Source organism: Anaerobacillus sp. 1_MG-2023 (assembly GCF_030547345.1).
Taxonomy (GTDB): Bacteria; Bacillota; Bacilli; order Bacillales; family Guptibacillaceae; genus Guptibacillus; species Guptibacillus hwajinpoensis_B.
This window is the reverse complement of record NZ_JAUORD010000005.1, coordinates 45,086-63,852: the sequence shown is the minus strand read 5'-3', so window position 1 is coordinate 63,852 and position 18,767 is coordinate 45,086. Positions and strand designations below refer to the sequence as shown.

The window sequence follows — 18,767 nt, the reverse complement described above, 5'->3', positions numbered from 1 at the left end:
ACATACTAATGGTGTTTGGACCTATGTGGTTCGGGAACGGACTTAGTGTAGCAATGACATAGAGGAGTGGTTTACATGGAATTATGGTACACAGAGAAACAAACAGAACGCTTCGGCATTACGGCGAAAATTAAGCAGACGCTGCATACGGAACAAACGGACTTTCAGCGTCTTGATATGATTGAAACAGAAGAATTCGGTAACATGCTCGTACTCGACGGTATGGTTATGACAACGGAGAAGGATGAGTTTGTTTACCATGAGATGGTCGCACACGTGCCCCTTTTCACACATCCTAACCCGAAACACGTTCTTGTTGTTGGTGGCGGTGATGGAGGCGTTATTCGTGAAGTATTGAAGCATCCATCTGTTGAAAAAGCAACGCTTGTTGAAATTGATGGCAAAGTGATCGAGTATTCGAAAAAGTACTTGCCTACTATCGCAGGAGCGCTAGATGACGAGCGCGTTGAGGTTCTTGTTGATGATGGCTTTATGTATATCGCGAAAAGCGAAGGCGATTATGACGTGATCATGGTTGATTCTACTGAGCCGGTAGGACCAGCTGCAAAGCTTTTTGAACGTGGTTTCTATGAAGGTATTTCAAAAGCACTAAAAGAAGATGGTATTTTCGTTGCACAGACGGACAACCCTTGGTTTAAAGCGGACTTAATTACGCAAGTATCAAAAGATGTAAGAGAAATCTTCCCGATTACGCGCGTATACACAGCGAACATTCCAACTTATCCGAGTGGCCTGTGGACATTTACGATTGGATCTAAAAAGAATGATCCGCTTGAAGTACCTGAAAGTCGCTTCCACGAGATTGAGACTAAGTACTATACGAAAGAGCTTCACAATGCTTGTTTCGCACTTCCGAAATTCGTACAGGACCTTGTAAAATGAGCATGAAATTCGATGAAGCTTATTCAGGTAACGTGTTTATTCTAAGTAACCCATCCTTCGACGAAAGTAATGTGGTTATCTATGGTATGCCAATGGACTGGACAGTTAGCTTTCGTCCCGGATCTCGCTTTGGACCAGGTCGTATTCGTGAGGCTTCATTAGGACTTGAAGAATATAGTCCTTATGCAGATCGTCATCTTGAAGAAATTCGTTATTTCGATGCAGGGGATATTCCACTTCCATTCGGTAATCCTCAGCGAAGCATTGATATGATTGAGGAATATCTTGATTCTTTGCTTGAAGCGGGAAAATTCCCACTTGGTATGGGTGGGGAGCACCTTGTAACGTGGCCTATTCTAAAAGCTTTTCACAAAAAATACGATGATCTTGCGTTGATTCATATCGATGCACACGCGGATTTACGTGAAGAGTATGAAGGAGAGCCTCTTTCTCACTCCACACCTGTTCGAAAAATTTGTGGATTGATTGGTGCTGAGAACGTATACTCATTCGGCATTCGTTCTGGTATGCGTGAAGAGTTTCAATTCGCAAAAGAATCCGGTATGCACATGCACAAATTTGAAGTAGCAGAACCACTTAAAAAAGTCCTACCAACGCTTAAAGGACGCAATGTGTATGTAACGATTGATATCGATGTTCTTGACCCTGCTCATGCGCCTGGGACAGGCACTGCTGAAGCAGGTGGGATCACATCCAAAGAGTTGCTCGAAGCGATCTCAGCCATTGCTGGTTCTGAAATAAACGTCGTTGGTGCGGATCTTGTTGAAGTTGCACCAGCTTATGACCCATCCGAACAAACGCCGATTGCGGCTAGTAAATTTATCCGTGAAATGCTTCTCGGCTGGACTCACAAAAAATAATCCAGAGAGGCTGTATTCATTTTGAATACAGTCTTTTTTGTTTTGATGCTCTGTATGTTCGGTGCGCGACTTTTAGCTTATTCCAGTGAAACCTTAGTTTCCCACTGCAAATATGAGCTAAAAATCAACACAGAAAATGAGTTGGGGTGGACAAGGCGCTTCCGCTTTTGATGATCTAGCTTCAGCGCCTACCCCCTCGAGGTCTTAAGTCATCTCTCATTGTGACAAAGAACGTCACATTGAGAGTCGCCTTAAGCTGGTCGGGGGTGGACAAGGCGCTTCCGCTTTTCTTATAATAAGAAAGTTAATGATTTAGTAAGGACGTGAAGTGATGAGTGATCATCCGATTGAAATAACCATTGATTCCCGTATCCAATCGGGAAAAGAAAAAGAATCTACAAACTATTCCGTGCAGGGAAACCTCGTTGAAAAGGGAGAGGCGCTTTATTTACGCTATGAAGAAAGCCTTGAGATTGGCAAGGTTTCAACTACTGTTAAAATAGATAAAGAGCAAGTGACCGTCATTCGAAGAGGGGCGCTATCGATGCGTCAGCAATTTGCGCCAGGACAAGTGTCAGAATCTCTATATAAAACGCCGTTCGGATCGATGCCGATGCAAATCCGGACAGAACGAATTGAGCAATTGGTGGACAAGGAGAAGCATAAAGGACGTCTAACGCTTCGCTATTTGCTTAATCTCGAGGAAGATGAAACGCAGCGACACGAACTGTCGCTAAGCTGGAAAGGAGCAAGTCAATGAACAGTGTGGAACAAAAGAAAGAACAGCTAAAAGAAGAAATCAAGCAGGCCGTATTAAAGGCTAGCCTTGCATCAGAGAGTGAAATGCCGGAAGTGATTTTAGAATCACCTAAAGACAAGGCTCACGGTGACTATGCGACGAACATGGCGATGCAGCTTGCTCGTATTGCGAAAAAAGCGCCGAGAGCTATTGCTGAGGATCTTAAAGCAAATCTTGATATGACAAAAGCAGGGATTAAGCAAATTGATATCGCTGGTCCTGGGTTTATTAACTTTTTTATGGATACTGCTTATTTAACAGAGCTCATTCCAACGATTCTGGATAAAGGAAACAACTATGGCCGATCTGCAGACAAGAATGAAAAAATCCAAGTAGAGTTCGTTTCAGCGAACCCAACCGGAAGTCTGCACCTTGGTCATGCACGAGGAGCGGCGGTAGGTGATACGCTTTGTAATGTGCTTGATCGTGCCGGTTATGATGTTTCGCGTGAATATTACATTAATGATGCTGGGAACCAGATTCATAATTTAACGGTTTCTCTTGAAGCTCGCTACATGCAAGCACTTGGAAAAGAAAAGGACATGCCTGAAGATGGCTATCAAGGTCAGGATATCGTTCAGTTCGGGAAAGATCTTGTCGAGAAGGAAGGCGACCGTCTACTTCAGCTCGATGAGAAAGAGCGCTATGCTTACTTCCGCGAGTACGGTCTTGAGCGCGAGCTTGAGAAGCTAAAGAAGGATTTGAAAGAATTTGGTGTTGAATTCGATGTCTGGTTCTCTGAGACTTCTCTTTATCAATCAAGCAAAATCGATGATGTTCTTGCGAAGCTAAATGAGCGCGGTGAAACATTTGAGCAGGACGGTGCTACGTGGTTCCGTTCGACTACTTACGGCGATGACAAAGATCGCGTCTTGATTAAAGGCGATGGTTCTTATACGTATCTAACTCCGGATATTGCTTACCACCAAGATAAACTTTCTCGTGGATTCGATAAGCTGATCAACATCTGGGGAGCTGACCACCACGGCTACATTCCAAGAATGAAAGCGGCAATCGAAGCACTTGGTTATAAGCGTGAGCAGCTAGAAGTGGAAATTATTCAGATGGTGAACCTCTTTAAAGATGGCGAAAAAATGAAGATGAGTAAGCGAACAGGTAAAGCTGTTACGCTTCGTGAATTGATGGATGAAGTCGGTATCGATGCAATGCGCTATTTCTTCTCAATGCGCAGCTCAGATTCTCACCTTGATTTTGATATGGACCTTGCCGTATCACGCTCGAATGAAAACCCTGTCTATTACGTGCAATATGCGCACGCTCGCGTATGCAGTATTCTTCGTCAAGGAGAAGAGATGGGGCTAACAGAAGATGCGGATCTATCTCTCATTACATCTGAGAAAGAAATGGACCTTCTTAAGAAGCTCGGTGAATTGCCTGAAGCGATTGCGGAAGCAGCGGATAAGCGTATGACGCATCGCATTACAAACTATTCATTTGAACTTGCTCAAGCACTACACAGCTTCTACAATGCTGAACGAGTTCTTGATCCAGAAGATCTTGCGAAAAGTGCGGCTCGTTTCAAACTTATGAAAGCCGTTCGTCAAACGATTCAAAACACGCTTGAAATCATTGGCGTAACTGCACCAGAGAAAATGTAATAAAAAAATCCTATCGCATGAGCGATAGGATTTTTCTATTTATGCGAATGATACGTTGATTAATTTTAAACTGGTTTCGTAGGTTAAAAACTCTTACACGCTCACATTTTTTATAATGAATCGGTCATTCGGTCATACTTTAAAAAAGGGGTGATGTGATGAAGACAGTTTTGATTGCAACATTAACAGGATTTTTGGTCGGGTTAATTTTTGCGTTTTTGAAGCTACCCATCCCAGCTCCACCTGCATTCGCTGGCATTGCTGGGATTGTTGGGATATACCTTGGATTTAAGGCGTATGAATGGTTATCAGGGTTCTGGTCACTATAGATTGAGCTTTTTGGTAGCTGCATCGATTGCGAAATGATTTCTTATTTCCATAATACAGAACCTCCACTAAGTCTTTTGACGCCACGTATCGCTGAAAGATCGTCGACAAGCTGCAGAGCTGCGAGGTCTTTTTTCTTTGCTTCAATCATGATGTCAGCATCTTCTCCGTATTCCTTCAACATGTCTATAAACGGAATGGCGAACTCACTGTCCACATAATCTGCATGACTCCGGTAGGCGCTAGCAGATTTGGGAGAGGAAAGGTGGTATTTCGGTAGAAGTCCTTTTGGCTTCCATGTTTCATGAACGCGTTCAAAAAAGCGCTCAGGTAGTCCGTCGCCTGGATTCGCTAGATGATGATGGTAATCGAAAATAAACGGGACGCCTGTTTGCTCACATGCCTCGAGCGTTTCTTTCGCATTGTATGTTTTATCATCATTTTCAAGCGTCACATGCGAGCGAAGATGAGAAGGAATGGAATCAAAATTCTCGTAAAAACGCTTAAGGGTTTCCTCTTTATCTCCGTAAGCTCCACCAATATGTATATTAACGATGGAGCGAGAGTCTAGTCCCATCGCATCTAGCATAGCAACATGATAGTCCAAGTCACCTATCGCATTGTCCGTTACGTGTTGTTTTGGACTTGTAAAAAGAGTGAATTGGTTCGGGTGAAAGCTCACACGAAGGCGGTGCTTTTGAACAAGCTCACCGATCTCTTCAAACATGTCACGGAAAGGCGTAATGTAATCCCACTTTGCTTCAGGATGCGTCGCAAGCGGAACAATGGAAGAAGACATACGATACAAATCAATTTCATGTGCAACATTGTAGTGCAGCGCACGTAACGTGCTCTTTAAATTCGTTTCTGTAATTGTATGAAGCTTCTCTGAACGTTCTTCTTCAGAAAGCTTTGACCAGGTGGAAAAAGTCATTGTACGCGCCGGTGAAGCTTCGTGCAACGCAAGTGCGTTTGATACATATCCAAATCTGAGCTTCATAATAAGTGGTCTCCTTTCAAAAAAAGGGCTGGTCATTTCTTTCCCTGTGCAAGCGAATTGAAACAAAGGAAAGCACATCGAACTTTTTAAAGAAACGGACTGAAGAGTCTTGCTAGTGGGGCAAGCACTCGGTTTCCGATCGTTCGATCTTGAAGTCTCTTCAAGTCGAGACGTTCACATTGTAGAATGTCTTTTTGGATCGCTTCTTTGATTTCAACAATGAGAGAAGGAGTGCTGATAATGCAGTTGATTTCGCCATTAATGTGGAAACTTCGTTGATCAAAATTCGCTGTACCAATGTCACACAATGTCTCATCAATGATCATAACTTTGGCGTGGTAGAAGCCATTCATATATTGATAAACTTCTCCACCGGCACGAATCAGTTCAACGAGGTATTCATATGAAGCTTCTTTTACAAGAGGATGGTCGGCACGCATTGGCAAAATAACCTGGACTTTAATACCGCATTTCAGGGCGCGTAGCAGGCTCGTTTGAACAGTTTGTCCTGGAATGTAATAGGGGGAGCCAATGATAATAGATGTTGTAGCTTTATCAATATACGAGGCAAAAGCTTCCTCTACGCTATTACCATTCGTAATATGAAACGAGACTTTATGCTGACCTGTTTCGAGCGGCGGTATATAAACGTTATCCTTATTAAGAGGGGAATGACTCTCTTCCCAATCAAGGAAAAATTGATCTTGAAGTCCTTGCACGGCTTCGCCAGTCACGCGAAGGTGATAATCTCGCCAATATCCAAACTTAGGATCCTTCCCTACATATTCGTTTCCAACGTTAAAGCCACCAACGTAGCCAATCTCTCCATCAATAACAGTGATTTTTCGATGATTACGCTCATTTATGGAAGTGAAAAATCGTGGGAAAGAAATTTTTCTGGAATAGGAAAAAATGATGCCACAGGAGGTCATTTTTCTTATGGTGGCTTTCTTTAAGCTGTGACTACCTCCATAGTCCACGAGTAAATAGACAGAGACGCCAGAGGTTGCTTTTTGACAAAGATGCTCGATAACCATATGTCCCGTGGGGTCATCTCGAAAAATATAAAACATCATATGAATTTGATAGACTGCAGCATCAATATCATTTATTAGTGCTCTAAAAAAATCATCTCCATCATTGATGAAAGTCAGGTTTCCCGTCATTTTTTGATGTGAAGAGGAAGGGGCGAATTTTCTTTTCTTATTGCCTGTATGAAGGTCGGTTATTAACCATAATATGAGTGCGAGTAGGACTGTTAAAAAGATCTCCACGATTTTCCCCTCCTTTCAATAGTTACTGTTGACTTAGTTTGTCCTAAACTTAAAAAAAGTAAAAAAAAATCTCTGACTGAATGCTCATTCAGTTATTTATGTGTTATACTGAAGTCAGAAAATTACTTTCATTCTGACTTAAAAGCGTTTTCGTAAATTGTTTGAACTGTCGGGGAGCATCTTTGTTCAAGCATCACGAAGCGGCTAAGAAGGAATGACACGAAAGGAGAGGTTTGCCAGCATGGATGTTTTATTGATCGCTAACTGGATTGCTTTCATTCTTGTAACCGCTTACGCGTTGTTTTTGTTTGGGTACGTTGTAAAGACTCGATATGAATACATTAAGCTTGGAAAGAAAGCCGAATTTGATCATTCCATGAAAGAACGACTAGAAGCAATTGTAGTCAAAGTGTTTGGGCAAAAGAAATTACTTAAAGATAAGAAGAGTGGAACCATCCATGTGATGATGTTCTACGGTTTCCTTCTCGTTCAATTCGGTGCAATCGATATGATTGTGAAAGGTCTATCACCGGGGTCGCATCTTCCTCTTGGACCGCTTTACCCAGCGTTTACGTTTTTCCAGGAGCTCGTGACGCTAATGATTTTAACAGCGGTTGTGTGGGCATTCTACCGTCGCTATATTGAGGCGATCGCTCGTTTAAAGAAAGGTTTTAAAGCGGGACTTGTACTATTGTTCATTGGACTTTTAATGATATCCGTTCTTTTTGCAGGCGGTATGGAAATTATCTGGCATGATGCTGGTTATTCATGGAGTGCGCCAGTTGCTTCGGGAATTGCTTTCTTATTCTCATGGATTAATGAAACAGCAGCAATTGCGCTATTCTTCTTTTTCTGGTGGATTCACCTGCTCGTGCTTCTTACGTTCATGGTGTATGTACCGCAATCCAAGCACGCTCACTTAATTGCAGGACCAGTCAACGTTTTCTTGGGTCGTACAAACAAAGTAGGACAGCTTGCATCTATTAACTTTGAAGATGAAAGTCAAGAAACTTACGGCGTGAATACGATTGAAGATTTCAATCAAAAGCAGCTTGTTGATTTGTATGCCTGTGTGGAATGTGGACGCTGTACGAATATGTGTCCGGCAACGGCAACAGGAAAAATCCTTTCTCCGATGGATTTGATCGTTAAGCTTCGTGATCACCTGACAGAAAAAGGCGCAGCCGTTACATCAAGAACACCGTGGGTTCCTGCATATGCATTTTCTAACACAGCAGGAAATCAAATTGCTTATCAATCACGTGCTCAGCAGGAAACAGCTGCAGCAGCTGAAGGGCTTGTGAGCGATGGATTAATTGGTAACGTGATTACAGAAGAAGAAATTTGGGCTTGTACAACGTGCCGTAACTGTGAAGATCAATGTCCAGTTGAGAACGAGCACGTTGATAAAATCATCGATATGCGTCGTCACCTTGTCTTAATGGAAGGGAAGATGGATAGCGATGTACAGCGTGCGATTACGAACATCGAACGTCAGGGCAACCCGTGGGGGATTAGCCGTAAAGAGCGTGAGAACTGGCGCGATATGCGTGATGATATCGTTGTTCCAACAGTAAAAGAAAAAGAAAAAGCAGGCGAAGAATTCGAATATCTCTTCTGGGTTGGCTCGATGGGCTCTTACGATAATCGTAGCCAGAAGATTGCCGCTTCCTTTGCGAAGATCATGAATGAAGCTGGCATTTCGTTCGCTATTCTTGGTAACAAAGAAAAGAACTCTGGCGATACACCACGACGTGTAGGAAACGAGTTCTTGTTCCAGGATCTTGCACAGAAAAATATTGAAACGTTCCAAAAGCATAATATTTCAAAAATCGTTACAATCGACCCTCATGCTTATAACTCACTTAAAAATGAGTATCCTGAGTTTGGACTTGAAGCAGAGGTTTATCACCATACCGAATTATTGTATGACTGGATCAAAGAAGGAAAACTGAAGCCGAAACACGAAGTAAACGAGAGAATCACGTATCATGATTCCTGTTACCTCGGACGTTACAACGAAGTATACGATCCGCCACGTGAAATTCTTCGCAGTATTCCTGGCGTTGAAGTGATCGAGATGGACCGCAACCGCGAAAATGGTATGTGCTGTGGCGCAGGGGGCGGTTTGATGTGGACGGAAGAAGATACAGGGTCTCGCATTAACGTAACGAGAACGGAACAGGCACTTAGCGTGAAGCCATCCGTTATCGGAAGTGCGTGTCCTTACTGCTTAACAATGATGAGTGATGGTACGAAAGCGAAGGAAGTAGAAGAAGAAGTAGCAACACTTGATATTGTAGAGATTTTAGAACGCTCCATTGTCCAAAAAGAAGCTGTTCTCCAATAGACTGTTTGGCAAAGGGTTAGCTTATGCTGTTTTTTACGACCGGCATGAGCTCTTTCCTTTGTTACTTTGTCGGCAAGGTGAGCGAGCGTTCAGTCGCATTTTAAGAAAAGATGGTAGCGTTTTCAAAAATGAGAGGAGAGATTTTTGTGGGCAAAACGGTCATTGTTAGCGGTGTGAGAACGCCGTTTGGAAAATTTGGTGGGGCTCTTAAATCAATCGAAGCATCTAAGCTTGGTGGAACAGCGATTAAAGAAGCTTTGGTTCGCGCTGGAATTGATCCTGCGGATGTAGGAGAAGTGATTATGGGGTCTGTCCTTCAAGGTGGTCAAGGTCAAATTCCATCTCGTCAGGCAGCAAGACACGCTGGTATTCCTTGGGAAGTAAAGACGGAAACGATTAACAAAGTATGCGCTTCAGGTCTTCGTAGTGTGACGCTAGCTGATCAAATCATTCGCTCTGGTGATGAAGAAGTCATTGTTGCCGGCGGAATGGAATCGATGAGCAATGCTCCATATATCATGAAGGATGCGCGTTGGGGCATGCGAATGGGCGACAAACAAGTGGTTGATCTCATGGTGCATGATGGCTTAACTTGCTCGTTTGATGGTTGTCACATGGGCGTTTATGGAAACACGACAGCGGAAGAGTATGAGATATCTAGAGAAGAGCAGGATCGCTGGGCGACAAGAAGTCAGGAGCGTGCTGTGAAAGCGATGGAAGCGGGGATTTTTGCAGAAGAAATTATCCCTGTTAACGTGCCACAGCGAAAAGGAGATCCTCTCGTCGTTGAACATGATGAAGCACCTAGAAAAGGCACAACAGAGGAGCAGTTAGGAAAGTTAAAGCCAGTCTTCGGTGCCGACGGAACGATTACAGCTGGGAATGCACCAGGTGTAAATGATGGAGCTGGGGCGCTTGTCCTTATGTCTGAAGAACGTGCTTCAAAAGAAGGCAAAGAAGTCATAGCTACAATTCTTTCTCATACAGCAATTGCTGTTGAAGCAAAGGATTTTCCTAAGACGCCGGGTCTCGTGATCAATGAGCTATTGAAGAAAACAGGAAAATCAATTGAAGAAATTGATCTATTTGAAATCAATGAAGCGTTCGCAGCTGTAGCGCTAACGAGCGGAAAAATTGCCTCACTCGATGAAGAAAAGGTCAATGTGCACGGTGGTGCAGTGGCGCTTGGGCATCCAATTGGAGCAAGCGGTGCACGCATTTTAATAACACTTATTCATGAATTGAAGCGACGCGGCGGTGGCATCGGAATAGCAGCGATCTGCAGCGGCGGTGGTCAAGGCGACGCTATTATGGTTCAGGTATAGAAGGGAGCATGATGATGGAAATCAAAACAATTATGGTGATTGGTGCAGGACAAATGGGAGCTGGAATTGCACAGGTGTGTGCAGCTTCTGGTTATACCGTGTATTTAAATGATTTGAAGCAGGAGTTTCTTGATAAAGGACTTGAAAGAATTGAGAAAAACCTCTCGAAACAAGTTTCCAAAGAGCGGATTATGCAGGAAGATCTAAGCGGAACGATGGAACGTTTGAGAGCGACGACAGATCTGCAGGATGCAAAGCATGTAGATATCGTCATTGAAGCAGCTGTTGAGAACATGGAAGTGAAGTGTAACCTTTTCGCACGGCTGGATGAAATTGTGCAAGATCATACGCTTCTTGCAACGAATACATCCTCTCTTCCAATTACGGAAATTGCAGCATCAACAAAGCGCCCTGAGAAAGTGATTGGTATGCACTTTATGAACCCGGTGCCTGTCATGAAGCTTGTTGAAATTATTCGCGGTCTAGCAACAACAGACGAAAGCTACCAGGCCGTTGAAAAGCTAGCTGTGGATCTCGGTAAGACAGCGGTTGAAGTAAACGACTTCCCAGGATTTGTTTCCAACCGAATTTTGATGCCAATGATCAACGAAGCGATCTACACCGTATATGAAGGTGTGGCATCCCCTGAGGATATCGATAGCGTGATGAAGCTCGGCATGAATCATCCAATGGGACCATTAACTCTCGCAGATTTTATCGGTCTTGATACGTGTCTTTATATTATGGAAACACTTCAAGAAGGATTCGGCGATGATAAATACCGCCCATGTCCGCTATTACGTAAATATGTAAAAGCTGGCTGGCTCGGACGTAAGACAGGAAGAGGCTTCTACCAATACCAGGATTAACACCACGAGGAGGAACGAGCATGGAGCTTGTATTTACGGAAGAGCAGAAGATGATGCAGAAAATGGTGCGTGATTTTGCGGAAAAAGAAATCGCGCCAATCGTTGAAGAAATGGAAGAGACGGATCGTTTTCCACGCGAAGTGATTAAACGAATGGGCGAGCTTGGTTTAATGGGGATTCCGATTCCAGAAGCTTATGGCGGAGCGGAAATGGATTATACGTCATACATCATTGCAATCCATGAGCTCTCAAAAGTGAGCGCCACGGTCGGCGTGATTCTATCGGTTCATACATCCGTTGGGACACTGCCGATACTAGCGTTTGGTACAGAAGAACAGAAAAAGCGCTACATTCCGAAGCTAGCAACCGGAGAATACCTTGGTGCGTTTGCGCTGACGGAACCGAGTTCAGGATCAGACGCAAGCAGCATGAAAACGCGCGCTGTCCGAGATGGAGATCACTACATTTTGAACGGCTCAAAGATTTTCATTACAAACGGCGGCGAGGCGGATACGTATGTTGCCTTCGCAAGAACAAATCCTGAGGAAAAAGGAAGCAAAGGCGTAACTGCTTTTATTATCGAACATGACATGCCTGGATTTAGCGTTGGGAAGAAAGAAAAGAAAATGGGGCTAAACGGCTCGAATACGGTTGAAATCATTTTCGAAGATTGCCGTGTGCCAGTTGAGAATCGTCTCGGCGAAGAAGGTCAGGGATTCAAAATTGCGATGGCAAACCTTGAGAGCGGCCGCATCGGGATCGCGGCACAGTCACTAGGAATTGCTGAAGCGGCGCTAAACTACGCGACGGCTTACGCGAAAGAGCGTCACCAGTTTGGTAAGCCGATCGGGCAAAATCAAGTTCTCGGTTTCAAGCTTGCCGATATGGCAACAGAAGTAGAGGCAGCGAAACTCCTAACCTATCGTGCGGCTGACCTGAAAAACCACGGGATCCCTTGCATGCAGGAAGTCTCGATGGCGAAGCTCTTTGCATCGAAAGCAGCCGTGAAAGCCTCGATTGAAGCGGTTCAAGTCTATGGCGGTTACGGTTACACGAAAGATTACCCAGTAGAACGCCTATTCCGAGACGCGAAAGTATGCGAAATCTACGAAGGAACGAGCGAAATCCAGAAAATCGTCATTAGTCGGAACTTGATGAAATAGAGAAAAGTGGAAGTGACCGTTTAGACCCGTTAGGCACTGGGGGCTTCCAAACCGAACACGGTTTTTGTGATCGAGTTGGAAGGTGAAGTGACAGAGGGTCTGGTCACAGCAACTGGATCAGAAAAGCCAGGGATATCCGTTTTATTGTCCAAAAAACCATTATATTGGCCAAACTTCATTTTTATTAGCCAAATTCGAGATATATTGTCCAAACCACCAAAAAGGAGAGAAACAGGATGAATTTTCAACTATCAGAAGAACATGAAATGCTACGGAAAATGGTGCGCGACTTTGCGAGGAAAGAAGTAGAACCAACAGCGGCTGAGCGCGACGAAGAAGAGCGTTTTGATCGTAAGCTTTTTGATCAAATGGCTGAGCTTGGTTTAACTGGCATCCCATGGTCAGAAGAATATGGTGGCATTGGCTCCGATTACTTAAGCTATGTGATTGCAGTGGAAGAGCTATCACGCGTTTGTGCATCTACAGGTGTAACACTTTCTGCACATACTTCTCTTGCAGGCTGGCCGTTGAATGCATTTGGTACAGAAGAGCAGAAGCAGAAATTCTTGCGTCCAATGGCAGAAGGTAAGCTAATGGGGGCTTACGGTCTTACAGAGCCAGGGTCAGGATCGGATGCGAGTGGGATGAAAACGACGGCGAAGCTTGATGGCGATCACTACATCTTAAATGGCTCGAAAATTTTCATTACAAATGGCGGCGAAGCGGAAATTTATATCGTGTTTGCTCAGACCGATAAAGAAAAGGGTCATAAAGGGATTACGGCGTTTATCGTTGAAAAAGGAACGCCTGGCTTCTCAATGGGTAAGAAAGAGAAAAAGCTCGGCATTCGCTCTTCTCCTACGCTCGAAATCATTTTTGAAGACTGCCGTGTACCTATTGAAAATCGTCTTGGCGATGAAGGACAAGGATTTAAAATCGCGATGAAGACGCTTGATGGTGGGCGTAACGGAATTGCGGCTCAAGCTGTTGGCATTGCACAAGGCGCGCTTGATGCAGCCACAGCTTATGCGAAGGAGCGTAAGCAGTTTGGCAAGCCGATCGGCGCAAATCAAGGTATAGGCTTTAAACTCGCTGATATGGCAACGAAAATTGAAGCAGCTAGACTATTAACTTATCAGGCTGCATGGAAAGAAAGTCAGGGTCTTCCTTACGGCAAGGAATCGGCGATGTCTAAGCTATACGCTGGAGATATCTCGATGGAAGTAACAACAGAAGCAGTGCAAGTCTTTGGTGGCTATGGCTATACGAAGGATTATCCAGTTGAGCGCTATATGCGTGATGCGAAAATTACGCAAATCTATGAAGGTACAAATGAAATTCAGCGTCTTGTTATTTCAAGAATGCTGATGGCTGATTAAGAAGCGCTATGCATCCACTCGCAGAACGACTTTCAAATCAGGATGAACGTGCGCTCGCAAAGGCGATCAGTCTTGTTGAAAATGATGCTGAAGACAAACTGGAATTACTGAAGGATATCCACCCGATGACGGGGCGTGCCCACTATATTGGGATGACCGGATCACCTGGTGCCGGTAAAAGTTCGCTCGTTAACAGGTTGATTACCCACCTTAGAAAGCAGGATGTCACTGTTGGTGTTGTGGCCGTTGATCCAACGAGTCCGTTTAGCGGGGGTGCCCTTCTAGGAGATCGTGTCAGGATGGCGGAGCATTTTACTGATCCTGGTGTCTTTATCCGAAGCATGGGAACGCGAGGGAGCCTTGGAGGGCTTTCTCGAACGACGAAGGAAACGGTTCGCTTAATGGACGCGTTTGGATTCGATGTCATATTAATTGAAACGGTTGGGGTTGGGCAATCAGAGCTAGATATTATGAAGATCGCGGATACGATTGCCGTAGTGTTGAACCCAGGTAGCGGGGACGTTGTGCAAGTCTTTAAAGCTGGCATCATGGAAATTGCGGATCTTTTTATCGTCAATAAAGCAGATTTACCGGGTGTCCCCAAGCTACTGGCTGAGCTTGAAAGCATGCTCGATCTGGTGAAGCATGATGCGCCGTGGCGTCCACCGATTGTGAAGGCGATCTCTGTTCAAAATCTAGGTCTTGAGAATGTTTGGAAACGAATACGGGAGCATTTTGAATACAGTAAGGAGTCTGGTGAGCGTGATGCTAGACGCAAAACCTCACTTGAACGAGAAGTGATCGAAGTGGTGCATGATGAAATGATGAAGCAGCTTATGGAGCGCGAAGCAGAGGATAAAGGCTGGATCGAGGAAGTGAAAAGTGGCGCCACCGACCCTTACTCAGCCGCTGTGAAGCTACTTCAGGATTATATGAGCAGCCTTGAGAGGAAGGGGATGGGAAGGTGAAGAAAAACGTTCCTTCGATGGTAAAGGATGAAAAGCTCATTCAGAAACGACGTGAGCAAATGATCAAAGCAGCAGTCTCCCTTTTTAAGGAAAAAGGGTTCCATCGTACGACAACGCGAGAAATTGCGCGCGTTGCTGGCTTTAGCATTGGTACGCTGTATGAATACATTCGCAAAAAAGAAGATGTGTTATATCTCGTTTGTGACAGCATTTATGATGAAGTGAGAGAGCGTCTAGAAGATCAGCTTAAGCCGAATATAACTGGAATCGAGCGTTTAAGGCAGGCCCTTCATGCGTTTTATCATGTGATGGACGATATGCAGGATGAAGTGCTTGTCATGTACCAGGAAGCAAAGTCCCTTCCGCGGGAAACGCTCCCTTATGTATTGAAAAAAGAGCTAGGCATGGCGGAAATTTTTGAGCGATTGATTGAAGAATGTGTAGCAGAAGGAAAACTTCGGCTTTCAGATGAGGAAATTTACGGAGCTGCTCATAACATTCTCGTGCAGGGACAGATGTGGGTGTTCAGGCGCTGGGCGCTTCGATCTCATTATTCCATTGAAGAGTATACAAGAATGCAGGAGGCTTTTTTAATTCAAGCTTTAAAACCTGTAGAAACTACGAACCGATAGAGGAGGAACTGCAGTGAGTGTAGTCGAAACGTATAAACCAGTGAATCATGTTCGTTTTGTAACCGCTTCAAGTTTGTTCGATGGTCATGATGCATCTATTAACATTATGCGCCGAATTCTACAGGCGAGCGGTGCAGAGGTTATTCATCTCGGACATAACCGCTCTGTTGAGGAAGTCGTGAACGCTGCCATACAGGAAGATGCGCAGGGAATTGCAATCTCGTCTTATCAAGGCGGTCATATGGAATACTTTAAATATATGTATGACCTTTTAAAAGAAAAAGGCGCTTCACACGTTAAGATTTATGGCGGTGGGGGCGGCGTTATTATTCCTAAGGAAATTAAAGAGCTGCATGCTTACGGAATTTCTCACATTTTTTCACCTGATGATGGAAGTGATCTTGGTCTGCAAGGCATGATCGATATGATGATCAAGGAATGTGATTTTCCGACGTTTAAACAAATTGATAACCAGATTGATCGCTTGCATGAGCGCGATCCGCAGGCTGTTTCGAGTCTCATTACCCTTGCTGAAAGCTATGGTGGAGAACGTACAGAAGAGACGGCGGCCGCTGCTGAGCAAGTGTTTGATAAGCTTAAGAATATGGCAACCGACTCTCCAGTTCTTGGGATTACTGGTACTGGTGGAGCTGGGAAAAGCTCCTTAACTGATGAGCTCGTACGCCGTTTCATTAATGAATTTGATGATAAGACGGTAGCGATCCTTTCCATTGATCCGACAAAACAAAAGACTGGCGGAGCACTGCTCGGTGACAGAATCCGTATGAACGCTATTCACAATGACCGCGTGTTTATGAGAAGTCTCGCAACGCGAAAATCAAAAACTGAACTTTCACTTTCAATACGTGAAGCGTTAACCGTTGTGAAAGCGGCTGGATATGACTTGATCATTATTGAAACAAGCGGAATCGGTCAGGGGGATGCCGAGATCGTTGAAATTTCTGATGTTTCGATGTATGTGATGACAAGTGAATTTGGTGCACCTTCACAGCTTGAGAAAATTGATATGATCGATTTTGCGGATTTGATTGTGATTAATAAATACGAGCGCAAAGGCTCTGAAGATGCTCTGCGTGACGTGAAGAAGCAATATCAGCGTAGTCACATGCTGTTTGAGCAAAATCTAGATAACATGCCTGTCTACGGCACGATCGCAAGTCAGTTTAATGATCCGGGCACGAATACGCTTTTTAAAGCATTGGTTGATACGATTCATCGTAAATGCCGAAATGACTGGGCAACAAACATTGAAACAAGTGACATTGTGGAAAAGCTGAATCTTATTATTCCACCGCAGCGTCAGCAATATTTACAGGACATCTCTGGTTCCGTTCGTCGTTACCATGAATATGTCGAAAAGCAGGTTCAGCTTGCAAGAAAAGCATTCCAGCTTCAAGGGACGATTGAAATGCTAGAGAGTGCGGAAGGCAATGACGACACGATTGCGATGCTCTCTAAGATGAAAGATGAAAACATGGATGATATGCATGGGGAAACGCGTAAGATTATCGAAAGCTGGCCTGAAGTGAAAGAGAAATATAGTGGGAAAGAATTCATTTCCGTTATCCGCGAGAAAGAAATTGTAACAGAACTAACGACAAAGAGTCTTTCTGGATTGGATATTCCAAAGGTATCTCTACCGAAGTATGAAGATTGGGGAGAAATTGTGCGCTGGGTATTGAAAGAGAACGTGCCGGGCTCATTCCCGTATACCGCTGGCGTCTTTCCATTCAAACGAAAAGGAGAGGACCCAAAGCGTCAATTTGCAGGCGAAGGGACACCTGAGCGAACCAATCGCCGTTTCCATTACCTCTCTGAGAACGAAGATGCGAAGCGCTTAAGCACCGCTTTCGATTCTGTGACGCTTTACGGAGAAGATCCTGACTATCGTCCTGATATTTACGGAAAAGTTGGCGAGAGTGGCGTAAGTATTTGTACACTCGACGATATGAAAAAGCTTTATGCAGGCTTTGATTTATGTGCGCCATCGACTTCAGTATCTATGACGATTAATGGCCCTGCGCCGATCATACTCGCAATGTTTATGAACACGGCGATTGAGCAGCAAATTCAAGTGTTTGAAGAAAAAGAAGGTCGTAAAGCAAACGAGCAGGAGCTTGTCGATATTAAGGCAAACACGCTTAGCACGGTTCGTGGTACCGTTCAGGCGGACATTTTAAAAGAAGATCAGGGTCAAAACACATGTATTTTCTCAACAGAATTTGCGCTTCGGATGATGGGGGATATTCAGGAGTACTTCATCAATGAGAATGTGCGTAACTATTATTCAGTGTCAATTTCCGGCTACCATATTGCCGAAGCGGGTGCGAATCCTATTTCTCAGCTGGCGTTCACGCTTGCGAATGGCTTTACGTATGTCGAGTATTATTTAAGTCGCGGGATGGATATCGATAAGTTTGCACCGAATCTTTCCTTCTTCTTTAGTAATGGTCTTGACCCAGAATATACCGTTATTGGAAGAGTGGCGCGCAGAATTTGGGCGACGGTGATGAGAGAGAAGTACGGTGCAAATGCTCGTAGTCAGAAGTTAAAGTATCATGTGCAAACGTCAGGACGTTCTTTGCACGCGCAAGAGATGGACTTTAATGATATACGTACAACATTGCAGGGCTTAATGGCGATTCATGACAACTGTAACTCGCTTCATACGAATGCTTACGATGAAGCTGTCACAACACCAACAGAGGAGTCAGTTCGTCGTGCTATGGCAATTCAAATGATTATTACGAAAGAGCATGGATTGACGAAGAACGAAAACCCGCTACAAGGTTCATTCATCATTGAAGAGTTAACAGACCTTGTGGAGGAAGCTGTTCTTAGTGAATTTGAGAAAATTAATGCGCGTGGCGGTGTATTGGGTGCAATGGAGACACAGTACCAGCGCGGTAAAATTCAAGAAGAGTCCATGCATTATGAGATGCTAAAGCATAGCGGTGAGCTTCCGATCGTTGGAGTGAACACGTATAAGAATCCAAATCCACCCGCAGAAGAAGAGTGGAACATGGAGCTTGCAAGAGCGAGCAAGGAAGAAAAGGAACAGCAAATTACAAACTTAAAGCAGTTCCAAGAAACGCATTCAGATACGACAGAAGATGCGCTGAATCGCTTAAAGAAAGCAGCGTTAAGTAAAGGAAATATTTTCGAAGAATTAATGGAGACGGTGAAAGTAGCAAGTCTAGGACAAATTACAACCGCACTCTATGAAGTTGGTGGGAAATACCGTCGAAATATGTAGA

Annotated in this window: 15 protein-coding genes; 13 read left to right on the top strand and 2 right to left on the bottom strand. The window is 44.2% G+C overall.

Annotated features, from left to right (window positions below; translation table 11 throughout):
- Window positions 1–75: 75 nt before the first annotated feature.
- The 5 genes from speE to Q4550_RS10440 all read left to right on the top strand — a co-directional run bounded on the left by speE (window position 76) and on the right by Q4550_RS10440 (window position 4,531).
- Complete coding sequence (gene speE / locus Q4550_RS10460) at window positions 76–903, top strand: polyamine aminopropyltransferase (RefSeq protein WP_303532462.1); 828 nt, start codon at window positions 76–78, stop codon at window positions 901–903.
- A gap of 2 nt (window positions 904–905) precedes the next feature.
- Window positions 906–1,784: an agmatinase gene (gene speB / locus Q4550_RS10455; protein WP_303532832.1), complete on the top strand. Its 879-nt coding sequence runs from the start codon at window positions 906–908 to the stop codon at window positions 1,782–1,784.
- A gap of 331 nt (window positions 1,785–2,115) precedes the next feature.
- Complete coding sequence (locus Q4550_RS10450) at window positions 2,116–2,544, top strand: YwiB family protein (protein WP_194218347.1); 429 nt, start codon at window positions 2,116–2,118, stop codon at window positions 2,542–2,544.
- The gene (gene argS, locus Q4550_RS10445; RefSeq protein ID WP_283153326.1) at window positions 2,541–4,202 is read left to right on the top strand and encodes an arginine--tRNA ligase; all 1,662 of its coding nucleotides are present in this window, start codon (window positions 2,541–2,543) and stop codon (window positions 4,200–4,202) included. The genes Q4550_RS10450 and argS overlap by 4 nt, the downstream gene beginning before the upstream one ends.
- A 158-nt stretch (window positions 4,203–4,360) precedes the next feature.
- Window positions 4,361–4,531, top strand: coding sequence for a XapX domain-containing protein (locus tag Q4550_RS10440; RefSeq protein WP_194218349.1), 171 nt, complete (start codon window positions 4,361–4,363; stop codon window positions 4,529–4,531).
- A gap of 41 nt (window positions 4,532–4,572) precedes the next feature.
- On the opposite strand, the gene uvsE is transcribed toward Q4550_RS10440, so the two are convergent.
- Window positions 4,573–5,529 carry a UV DNA damage repair endonuclease UvsE gene (gene uvsE, locus Q4550_RS10435; RefSeq protein WP_303532454.1) on the bottom strand — a complete coding sequence of 319 codons (957 nt, stop codon included), beginning with the start codon at window positions 5,527–5,529 and terminating at the stop codon, window positions 4,573–4,575.
- An 86-nt stretch (window positions 5,530–5,615) separates the two neighbouring features.
- Entirely contained in the window at window positions 5,616–6,803 is a 1,188-nt protein-coding gene (cls, locus tag Q4550_RS10430; protein WP_303532451.1) for a cardiolipin synthase, read from the bottom strand.
- A gap of 241 nt (window positions 6,804–7,044) precedes the next feature.
- Here cls and Q4550_RS10425 point away from each other — a divergent pair, with 241 nt between their 5' ends.
- The 8 genes from Q4550_RS10425 (at window position 7,045) to icmF (ending at window position 18,766) form a co-directional block, all read left to right on the top strand.
- Complete coding sequence (locus Q4550_RS10425) at window positions 7,045–9,153, top strand: (Fe-S)-binding protein (RefSeq protein WP_303532449.1); 2,109 nt, start codon at window positions 7,045–7,047, stop codon at window positions 9,151–9,153.
- A gap of 146 nt (window positions 9,154–9,299) precedes the next feature.
- Window positions 9,300–10,478, top strand: a complete 1,179-nt coding sequence (locus Q4550_RS10420) for an acetyl-CoA C-acetyltransferase (protein ID WP_303532447.1) — start codon at window positions 9,300–9,302, stop codon at window positions 10,476–10,478.
- A gap of 14 nt (window positions 10,479–10,492) precedes the next feature.
- The gene (locus Q4550_RS10415) at window positions 10,493–11,347 is read left to right on the top strand and encodes a 3-hydroxybutyryl-CoA dehydrogenase (protein WP_303532444.1); all 855 of its coding nucleotides are present in this window, start codon (window positions 10,493–10,495) and stop codon (window positions 11,345–11,347) included.
- A gap of 20 nt (window positions 11,348–11,367) precedes the next feature.
- Window positions 11,368–12,510, top strand: a complete 1,143-nt coding sequence (locus Q4550_RS10410; RefSeq protein ID WP_303532442.1) for an acyl-CoA dehydrogenase — start codon at window positions 11,368–11,370, stop codon at window positions 12,508–12,510.
- A 236-nt stretch (window positions 12,511–12,746) separates the two neighbouring features.
- Window positions 12,747–13,889, top strand: a complete 1,143-nt coding sequence (locus Q4550_RS10405; RefSeq protein ID WP_303532441.1) for an acyl-CoA dehydrogenase — start codon at window positions 12,747–12,749, stop codon at window positions 13,887–13,889.
- An 8-nt stretch (window positions 13,890–13,897) separates the two neighbouring features.
- Window positions 13,898–14,857 (top strand): methylmalonyl Co-A mutase-associated GTPase MeaB, encoded by a 960-nt coding sequence (meaB, locus tag Q4550_RS10400; protein WP_303532440.1) that lies wholly within the window; start codon window positions 13,898–13,900, stop codon window positions 14,855–14,857.
- Between the two features lie 17 nt (window positions 14,858–14,874).
- Complete coding sequence (locus Q4550_RS10395; protein WP_303532831.1) at window positions 14,875–15,489, top strand: TetR/AcrR family transcriptional regulator; 615 nt, start codon at window positions 14,875–14,877, stop codon at window positions 15,487–15,489.
- Between the two features lie 13 nt (window positions 15,490–15,502).
- Window positions 15,503–18,766, top strand: a complete 3,264-nt coding sequence (gene icmF, locus Q4550_RS10390; protein ID WP_303532439.1) for a fused isobutyryl-CoA mutase/GTPase IcmF — start codon at window positions 15,503–15,505, stop codon at window positions 18,764–18,766.
- Window position 18,767: the final 1 nt, after the last annotated feature.

Excerpts from the sequence above, each read along its gene's own strand:
- speE (WP_303532462.1), top strand. The coding sequence starts at position 76 with ATGGAATTATGGTACACAGAGAAACAAACAGAACGCTTCGGCATTACG.
- Q4550_RS10410 (WP_303532442.1), top strand. The coding sequence starts at position 11,368 with ATGGAGCTTGTATTTACGGAAGAGCAGAAGATGATGCAGAAAATGGTG.
- uvsE (WP_303532454.1), bottom strand. The coding sequence starts at position 5,529 with ATGAAGCTCAGATTTGGATATGTATCAAACGCACTTGCGTTGCACGAA.
- meaB (WP_303532440.1), top strand. The coding sequence starts at position 13,898 with ATGCATCCACTCGCAGAACGACTTTCAAATCAGGATGAACGTGCGCTC.
- Q4550_RS10440 (WP_194218349.1), top strand. The coding sequence starts at position 4,361 with ATGAAGACAGTTTTGATTGCAACATTAACAGGATTTTTGGTCGGGTTA.
- Q4550_RS10415 (WP_303532444.1), top strand. The coding sequence starts at position 10,493 with ATGGAAATCAAAACAATTATGGTGATTGGTGCAGGACAAATGGGAGCT.
- Q4550_RS10395 (WP_303532831.1), top strand. The coding sequence starts at position 14,875 with ATGGTAAAGGATGAAAAGCTCATTCAGAAACGACGTGAGCAAATGATC.
- argS (WP_283153326.1), top strand. The coding sequence starts at position 2,541 with ATGAACAGTGTGGAACAAAAGAAAGAACAGCTAAAAGAAGAAATCAAG.
- speB (WP_303532832.1), top strand. The coding sequence starts at position 906 with ATGAAATTCGATGAAGCTTATTCAGGTAACGTGTTTATTCTAAGTAAC.
- Q4550_RS10405 (WP_303532441.1), top strand. The coding sequence starts at position 12,747 with ATGAATTTTCAACTATCAGAAGAACATGAAATGCTACGGAAAATGGTG.
- Q4550_RS10450 (WP_194218347.1), top strand. The coding sequence starts at position 2,116 with ATGAGTGATCATCCGATTGAAATAACCATTGATTCCCGTATCCAATCG.
- Q4550_RS10425 (WP_303532449.1), top strand. The coding sequence starts at position 7,045 with ATGGATGTTTTATTGATCGCTAACTGGATTGCTTTCATTCTTGTAACC.